General features: G+C 68.1%; 6 protein-coding genes. 5 read left to right on the forward strand and 1 reads right to left on the reverse strand.

What is annotated here, in order from left to right; translation table 11 throughout:
• Window positions 1-385 precede the first annotated feature (385 nt).
• Window positions 386-1,135 (reverse strand): SDR family NAD(P)-dependent oxidoreductase, encoded by a 750-nt coding sequence (locus ACK3BB_RS06080; RefSeq protein WP_428927835.1) that lies wholly within the window; start codon window positions 1,133-1,135, stop codon window positions 386-388.
• Between the two features lie 470 nt (window positions 1,136-1,605).
• On the opposite strand from ACK3BB_RS06080, the gene ACK3BB_RS06085 reads away from it, so the two are divergent.
• The 5 genes from ACK3BB_RS06085 (at window position 1,606) to msrQ (ending at window position 7,750) form a co-directional block, all read left to right on the forward strand.
• The gene (locus ACK3BB_RS06085; protein ID WP_428927836.1) at window positions 1,606-2,634 is read left to right on the forward strand and encodes a trans-3-hydroxy-L-proline dehydratase; all 1,029 of its coding nucleotides are present in this window, start codon (window positions 1,606-1,608) and stop codon (window positions 2,632-2,634) included.
• A 239-nt stretch (window positions 2,635-2,873) separates the two neighbouring features.
• The gene (locus tag ACK3BB_RS06090) at window positions 2,874-4,163 is read left to right on the forward strand and encodes a PQQ-dependent sugar dehydrogenase (RefSeq protein WP_428927837.1); all 1,290 of its coding nucleotides are present in this window, start codon (window positions 2,874-2,876) and stop codon (window positions 4,161-4,163) included.
• Between the two features lie 334 nt (window positions 4,164-4,497).
• Entirely contained in the window at window positions 4,498-6,051 is a 1,554-nt protein-coding gene (locus ACK3BB_RS06095) for an FMN-binding glutamate synthase family protein (RefSeq protein WP_428927838.1), read from the forward strand.
• A gap of 182 nt (window positions 6,052-6,233) precedes the next feature.
• Window positions 6,234-7,136: a protein-methionine-sulfoxide reductase catalytic subunit MsrP gene (msrP, locus tag ACK3BB_RS06100; protein ID WP_428927839.1), complete on the forward strand. Its 903-nt coding sequence runs from the start codon at window positions 6,234-6,236 to the stop codon at window positions 7,134-7,136.
• On the forward strand, window positions 7,136-7,750 hold the full coding sequence (gene msrQ / locus ACK3BB_RS06105; protein WP_428927840.1) for a protein-methionine-sulfoxide reductase heme-binding subunit MsrQ: 615 nt from the start codon (window positions 7,136-7,138) through the stop codon (window positions 7,748-7,750). Before msrP ends, msrQ begins: the two co-directional genes overlap by 1 nt.
• The last annotated feature ends 365 nt before the right edge of the window (window positions 7,751-8,115 follow it).

Genomic DNA, 8,115 nt, shown 5'->3' on the forward strand with positions numbered 1-8,115 from the left:
CGCCCCTTTTTCGTGGACGCCTCTGTGCCCCGGGCTGTTGCCGCAGGGGGCTGTCACGCGTGGCCGGTGCCGGGCAACGAAAAGGCCCGCCGGGATACGGCGGGCCTGGTGTTCGTGAGCGGGGCCGGCCGCAGGTAAAGGGAATGTCCGGGCGCGCCGGGCCTTTGCCTTGACGGTCGGTGCCGGCGATGCGGAAGCGGTGCATGCGCGGCGGCCAGGCTCCGAACGGGCCTGGCGGGGGGCTGTTGCCCCTGCCGCCGGCCGGCCGCGCGAAATCCGCCGCACTCGAACCCTGAACTGTGCATAGGGTACCAAATATCCCGAAAATTGGAATGCAATTGTGCGGGACGGGCCGGGCGCGGCCGGCTAATGGGCGGGGCCTTGCCTAGTTGCCGCGCAGGGCCGGCAGGCCGATGCCCGTCGACTGGAACCCGCCATCGACCGACAGGGTCTGGCCGGTGATGTAGCTGGCCTTGTCCGAGCAGAGGTAGCAGATGGCGTCGGCCAGTTCCTGTTCCGATCCGTAGCGGTTGAGCGGGATGGCATCGTGGTAGGCGTCGATGATGGCCTGGGAATGCACGGCCATGGCCAGCTTGGTGCGGACGGGTCCGGGGCAGACGCAATTGGCGCGGATGCCGTATTCGCCCAGCTCGGCGGCCTGTTGCTGGGTCATGTGGATGACGGCGGCCTTCGAGGTGCCATAGGCCACGCGCAGGGTCGAGGCGCGCAGGCCGGAGATCGAGGCGATGTTGACGATGGCCCCGCGCGAGGCCTTGAGCGCGGGGATGGCGGCCTGCGAACAGAGGAAGGTGCCATCGAGATTGGTGGCCATGACGGTGCGCCAGCGCTCGAAGGTGGTGTCTTCGATCGGGCCGAAATCGGCGACCCCGGCGTTGTTGACCAGGGCATCGATGGTGGTGAAGGCGTCGAGCGTGCGGGCGATCATGGCCGCGACCTGGTCGGGCTGCGAGATGTCGGTGTCCAGCGCGATGACGTTGTCCAGCCCGGAGGTGGCTTCGGCCAGGGCGTCGGCGTCGCGGTCGACCATGGCGACCTGCCAGCCCTCGGCCAGGAAGGTCTTTGCGGTGGCAAGGCCGATGCCGCGGGCGGCGCCGGTGACAAGTGCGGTTTTCATGGGGTCCTCCTGAGCGTTTCGGCGCGATAAGAGGGCCAGCCGCGGGGAGGGTCAAGGGGGGCGGCAAAGGGGCTTGCGGAGGGGGCCGCCAGGCGGTTGGGTGGAGCGACGGGATGTGGTGCGGCCCTGTTCGGTGGACGGTTGCAGATGGGCTGGGCCGGGTGGCGGCGTGCCGGGTTGGCGCGTGACCTGCTGCGCCGGTTGGACGGGCCGGGTTGGTTGGCGACATGTTGGGGTGCCAGCGTGTTCGACCCGTGGCGGGGTGATGTGCTGGGGCGGCGGCGTGCCAGGTCAGTCGGAGGCGCCAGGGGCCCGGACAAGATGGGCCCGGCAGAAAGGGCGGGCATTTGGCGATACGGCCGGGCGCCGATGACTTGGTGCCCGCAGCGGATAAAAGGGCGCCGCGACAGGGCCGGGGTGGCCAAGATCCCGGAGCGGCATGGGGCAGATGACAAGGGAAGGAACAGGCCATGCGCAGCAACAGGACGATTCACGTCATATCGGCCCATGCCGAGGGCGAGGTGGGCGATGTCATCGTCGGGGGTGTCGCGCCGCCGCCGGGTGACACGATCTGGGAGCAGAGCCGCTGGATCGCCCGCGACGGCCAGCTGCGCAACCTCGTGCTGAACGAACCGCGCGGCGGGGTGTTCCGCCATGTCAATCTGCTGGTCCCGCCCCGCGATCCGCGCGCCGATGCGGCCTTCATCATCATGGAACCCGAAGACACTCCGCCGATGTCGGGCTCGAACTCTATCTGCGTGTCGACCGTGCTGCTGGATGCCGGCATCCTGCCGATGACCGCACCGGTCACCGAATTCACCCTGGAGGCGCCGGGCGGGCTGGTACAGGTGCGGGCCGAATGCCGCGATGGCAAGGCCGAACGGATCTTTGTGCAGAACCTGCCCAGCTTTGCCGGCAAGATGGCCGTGCCGCTCGACGTCGAGGGGCTGGGCACGCTGACCGTCGACACGGCCTTTGGCGGTGACAGTTTCGTTGTCGTCGATGCCGCGGCCATGGGCTTTGCGCTGGTTGCCGACGAGGCCCATGACATCGCCCGGCTGGGCGCGCGCATCTCCCGGGCGGCCACGGATCAGCTGGGCTTTCACCATCCGACCAACCCCGATTGGCGCCACGTGTCGTTCTGCCTGTTCGCCGGGCCGGTGGACCGTGGGCCGGAGGGGCTGCGCGCCGGGTCGGCCGTGGCGATCCAGCCCGGCAAGGTCGACCGTTCGCCCACCGGCACGGCCCTGTCGGCCCGGCTGGCGCTGTTGCACGCGCGGGGCCAGATCGCGCCGGGCGAGACGCTGACCACCGTTTCGCTGATCGGGTCGACCTTTACCGGCCGCATCCTGGGCACCGAGATGCTGGGCGACGTGCCTGCCGTGCGGCCCGAGATCAGCGGACGGGGATGGATCACCGGCATCCATCAGCACATGGTCGATCCGTCCGATCCCTGGCCGCAGGGCTACCGGCTGAGCGATACCTGGGGCGCGCGCTAGCGGCCCGGGGCGGCCTGGCCGCGCGGCGGGGTCCATGGCGTCGCGCGGTGCCCAACGGAAATTCCGCAAGGCTCCCGACACCGGCCCCGGGCAATGCCCGCCGGGCATGCAACCGTATGCAACGGATGCGGGAAACCGGACCGGCGGGGGGCAAGGCGCGTTGGCAGGGGGCGGGGGCATCTGGTAACAGGGCGGCAAGAGGCGGGCCGGGGGCCTGCCGGGACGCTGGGAGAATGAACATGGATTTCTATGCGCGCGTGGCCGAGATCGCCGGGGGCGCCATGGTGCGCCTGCGGCGGATGTCGGAACCCAAGGAGGCCGTCTTTGGCACTTCGCCCGAGATCCCCAAGGCCCGCAAGCAGGGCATCATGACGCTGAAGATGCCGACGGCCCAGGGCTGGGCCCCGGGCCAGACGCCCAAGGTGGCCGAAGGGCTGAAGGTCAACCGTTTTGCCGAGAACCTGGCCCATCCGCGCTGGATCGAGGTGCTGCCCAATGGCGACGTGCTGGTGGCCGAGGCGACCGGGCGGACGACCGAGCCGGAAACCTTCCTGGACCGGGCGCGCCAGGCGACGATGCGCCGGGCCAAGGCGATCGGCGACAGTGCCAACCGGATCACCCTGTGGCGCGATGCCGATGGCGACGGGGTGGCCGAGGAACGCCATGTCTTCACCGAGAACCAGAACCAGCCCTTCGGCATGGCCCTGCAGGACGGCACGTTCTACATCGGCAACACTGATGGCATCCTGGCCTATGACTATGCCGACGGGGCGACGCAGCTGACCGGCGAGGGCCGGCGGCTGGTGGAGTTCAAGCCCGATGGCCACTGGACGCGCAGCCTGCTGCTGTCGCCCGATGGCACCCGGCTGTATGCCGGGGTCGGCTCGCTGTCGAACATCGGCGACGAGGGCATGGAGGCCGAGGAAGGCCGGGCCTGCATCTGGGAACTGGACCTGGCCAGCGGCGCGGCCCGGATCTTTGCCGGCGGTCTGCGCAACGCGGTGGGCATGGCCTGGGAGCCGGTGACGGGCAAGCTGTGGACCGTGGTGAACGAACGCGACGGGCTGGGCGACGAGACCCCGCCGGACTACCTGACATCGGTGCAGGACGGCGGGTTCTACGGCTGGCCCTACAGCTATTGGGACCGGATCGTCGATGACCGGGTGCCGCAGGACGCGGCCAAGGTGGCGGGATCGATCCGGCCGGACTACGCGCTGGGGGGGCACACGGCCTCGCTGGGCCTGTGCTGGATGCCCGAAGGCACGCTGCCGGGCTTTGGCGCGGGCATGGTGATCGGCCAGCACGGGTCGTGGAACCGTTCGGTGCTGAGCGGCTACCGGATGATCTTTGTGCCCTTCGAGGACGGCCGGCCGGTCGGCGCGCCGCGCGACATCCTGTCGGGCTTCCTGTCCGAAGATGAATCGGTGTCCTATGGCCGGCCCGTGGGCGTGGCCATCGGCCCCGACGGCAAATCGCTGCTGATGGCCGATGACGTGGGTGACGTGATCTGGCGGGTGACCGGCGCCTGATTTGGCGGCCTGACTTGGGGGTGGCCGGGGTGTGATCCGGCGCCTCACCGGGGGGCGGCAATGGCCCGGCCTCTCGGGCCACGGCCCCGCCGGGGGAATTACACCGTTTCCCGTTGCGGGCGACGGAGCGGCGGCACGTGTTACAGGCGGGGCTTCGGGGCGATCCGGGCCCCGTTTTTCATGGGCCGGGGCGACGGTGGGTCGGCGGCCGTGACTGGCCGGCCGGGCCCAGACCGTCACACGGATTTCAATGGCATCGGGCAAACAGCCCTTGCGACCGGCCCGGCGAAGGCCAAGTGTGACCGGGACCAGGACGGAACGAGGGAGTGGTTACATGGATTTCTGGGTACAGGCGTTGCAGGTCATGGTGATGGTCTTTGTCCTGGTCTTCGGGCTGGGCGCGCTGACCGTCGTGGCGTTCTTCTTCATCGACCGCCACCAGACCGAGGACGCGATCCGGCGCAATTACCCGGTGATCGGGCGGTTCCGCGACCTGTTCACCGAGCTGGGCGAGTTCTTCCGCCAGTATTTCTTTGCCATGGACCGCGAGGAGATGCCGTTCAACCGGGCCCAGCGGAACTGGGTCTACAATGCGTCCAAGGCGCTGGGGAACACGGTGGCCTTCGGCTCGACGCGCAACCTGAACGTCCCGGGCACGCCGATCTTCATGAACGCGGTCTTTCCGCCGCTGGACGACCAATATGCCTCGACCGAGCCGATGGTCATCGGGCCCTATTGCCGCCAGCCCTATTCGGCGCAGTCGATCTTTAACATCTCGGGCATGTCCTATGGCGCGATTTCCAAGCCGGCGGTGCGCGCGCTGGCCTTCGGGGCCAAGGAAGCCGGGATCTGGATGAACACGGGCGAGGGCGGGCTGTCGCCCTATCACCTGGAGGGTGGCTGTGACGTTGTCTTCCAGATCGGCACGGCCAAGTTCGGCGTGCGCGACGCCGAGGGCAACCTGGATGACGACAAGCTGCGGGCGGTGGCGGCGCATCCGCAGGTCAAGATGTTCGAGATCAAGCTGAGCCAGGGGGCCAAGCCGGGCAAGGGGGGCATCCTGCCGGCGGCCAAGATCGATGCCGAGGTCGCAGCGATCCGCCATGTGCCCATGGGCAAGGACGCGATTTCGCCCAACCGCCACCGCGAGGTCGACGATTTCGACGACCTGCTCGACCTGATCGCCCATGTGCGCGAGGTGACGGGCAAGCCGGTGGGGTTCAAGACCTGCATGGGCTCGGCCGATCCGTGGTTCGACCTGTTCCGCAAGATCCGCGAGCGGGGCATCGAAAGCGCGCCCGATTTCATCACCGTCGATGGTGGCGAGGGCGGCACCGGCGCCGCGCCCATGCCCCTGATCGACCTGGTCGGCCTGCCCCTGAAGGAGGCGCTGATCCGCATGGTCGACCTGCGCGACCTGGCCGGGCTGCACGATCGTATCCGCATCGTGGCCGCGGGCAAGCTGGTGGCCCCGGCCGACGTGGCCTGGGCGATCTGCATGGGCGCCGATTTCGTCGCCACGGCCCGGGGGTTCATGTTCTCGCTGGGCTGCATCCAGGCGCTGAAATGCAACAAGAACACCTGCCCGACGGGCATCACGACCCATGTGCCCTCGTTGCAGAAGGGTCTCGTGGTCGAAGACAAGACCAAGCGCGTGGCGGCCTATGCCCGGGCGGTCAGCGGCGAGGTCGAGACCATTGCCCATTCCGTCGGTGTGGCCGAACCCCGGCTGATGCGCCGGCGCCATGTGCGGGTGGTCATGGATGACGGCACCTCGAAGCAGATGAACGAGCTCTATCCCTCGGTTCACCTCGGCCTCGAAGGCATGGCCAAGGCGCGGGGCCACAAGATGTTCGAACAGGCGCTGGAACGGATGGGCGGCAGCTGATCGCCGGCGGGGCAGGGGGCATACGTTACAGGGCTCTGGCCCAAACGTGAGGCGGCTTCATTTGGCCGTTGGCCCGGCCCGGCCTATTGTCATGGGCAAGGCACCGCCACGGGCCCCGTTTTCCGGTCGGAAAACGGCCCGGCCCCGGCGGCGCGCAGGAGGCAACGAGAGGACGCCCGCCCATGGCATTTCGCTGGACCAACGACCTGACCCGTGACGATGTCACGCCCGAACCCGTCTGGCTGAACCGCCGCCACATCCTGGCGGGCATGGCCGGCCTTGGCCTGGGGGCCATCGCCGGGCCGGGCCTGGCCCAGGGTGACCTGGAGCCCAACGGCTGGGACGAGATCACGTCGTTCAACAACTTCTACGAATTCGGCACCGGCAAGGGCGATCCGGCCGAGAATGCCCACCTGATGACGACCAGCCCCTGGTCGATCACCATCGACGGGCTGGTCGACCGGCCCGGCGACTATGGGTTCGAACAGATCATGGAACAGATGAGCGTCGAAGAGCGCATCTATCGGTTCCGCTGTGTCGAGGCCTGGTCGATGGTCATCCCCTGGAACGGGTTCGAACTGGCCGACCTCCTGGCCCTGGCCGGGGTACAGGACGGCGCGACGCACGTGGCCTTTGAAACCCTGCTGCGCCCGTCGGAAATGCCCGGTGTGTCGCGGCCGGTCATCGAATGGCCCTATGTCGAGGGGCTGCGGCTGGACGAGGCCATGCACCCGCTGACGATCATGGCCACCGGCATCTATGACAAGCCGATCCCCAACCAGAACGGCGCCCCGATCCGGCTCGTCGTGCCGTGGAAGTATGGGTACAAGTCGATCAAGTCGATCGTGCGCATCACCCTGACCGACAGCGAGCCGCCCACGGCCTGGAACAAGTACGCGCCGAACGAATACGGCTTCTATTCCAACGTGAACCCCGACCGGCCGCATCCGCGCTGGAGCCAGGCCTCGGAAAAGCGGGTGGGCGCGGGGCTGCTGGCCCGCCGCCAGCCGACGCTGATGTTCAACGGCTACGAAGACGAGGTCGCGGCCATGTATGACGGCATGGACCTGATCAAGTTCCACTGATGACGACGCTGACCTGGCCGCAACGCCTCACCGCCGGGGCGCGTCGCCTGCCGGAATGGCCGGTCTTCGTGCTGGGGGCCCTGCCGGGCCCCTGGTTCTTCTGGCTGGGCCTGTCGGGCCAGTTGGGGGTCGAGCCGATCGAGGCGCTCGAACATCAATACGGCCGGCTGGCCCTGCAATTCCTGCTGGCCGGGCTGGTCGTCTCGCCGCTCTGGCGGTTCAGCGGGGTGAACCTGGTCAAGTTCCGCCGGCCGCTCGGCCTGCTGGCCTTCTATTACCTCTGCTTGCACCTGCTGGTCTGGCTGCTGCTGGATGTGCAGATCCCGGCACAGGCCTGGGCTGACATCGTCAAGCGGCCCTTCGTGACGCTGGGCATGGCGGGCTTTGTCCTGCTGGTGCCCCTGGCCGTGACATCGACCCGTGCCGCGATCCGCCGGATGGGGCCAGCGGCCTGGCGGCGGCTGCACCGGCTGGTCTACCTCGCCGCGATCCTGGGCGTGGTGCATTTCATCATGGGGCGGAAGGGGCTTCAGTACGAGCCGCTGATCTATGCCGGGGGGCTGGCTGTCCTGCTCGCCCTGCGGCTGGTCCCGAGTCGTGCAAAGGGTCGATGAAGCGATGTGACCAGGTCAGGGGCGCTGAATCGGGGTGACTCGCGAGGTGACTCGCCCCTGACTCGGCACCTTCCCCGGGGGCATGGGGGCAGTTCTGGGGATAAGTCTGTGGAGATCCCCATCTTGCCGATCACGGCGCTGAGAGCGGCGATGTCCAGGCGGGGCCGGGGGCCGGAAAAACCACCGTTCGGCAAGAAATCCTGAAAAAGAAACCCTTCAAAAACAAAGTCTTGAGTGGAATTTTGAAGAAATCACGACAACGAGCCAAAAAACAGCTTGCGGGTGTTGGGCGGTATCCGTAAAAGCCCCTTCACCGGCGGCGCTGAGGTGCCACACGGTAGCCCGGACGGAACGAGGCGCGGCGC

Origin of the sequence: Marinibacterium sp. SX1 (assembly GCF_050389775.1) — a bacterium.
In the GTDB taxonomy this organism is placed as follows: Bacteria; Pseudomonadota; Alphaproteobacteria; order Rhodobacterales; family Rhodobacteraceae; genus Marinibacterium.

Bases quoted from the DNA above. Each gene is read 5' to 3' on its own strand.
- ACK3BB_RS06080 (WP_428927835.1), bottom strand. From the start codon at position 1,135: ATGAAAACCGCACTTGTCACCGGCGCCGCCCGCGGCATCGGCCTTGCC.
- ACK3BB_RS06085 (WP_428927836.1), top strand. From the start codon at position 1,606: ATGCGCAGCAACAGGACGATTCACGTCATATCGGCCCATGCCGAGGGC.
- ACK3BB_RS06090 (WP_428927837.1), top strand. From the start codon at position 2,874: ATGGATTTCTATGCGCGCGTGGCCGAGATCGCCGGGGGCGCCATGGTG.
- ACK3BB_RS06095 (WP_428927838.1), top strand. From the start codon at position 4,498: ATGGATTTCTGGGTACAGGCGTTGCAGGTCATGGTGATGGTCTTTGTC.
- msrP (WP_428927839.1), top strand. From the start codon at position 6,234: ATGGCATTTCGCTGGACCAACGACCTGACCCGTGACGATGTCACGCCC.
- msrQ (WP_428927840.1), top strand. From the start codon at position 7,136: ATGACGACGCTGACCTGGCCGCAACGCCTCACCGCCGGGGCGCGTCGC.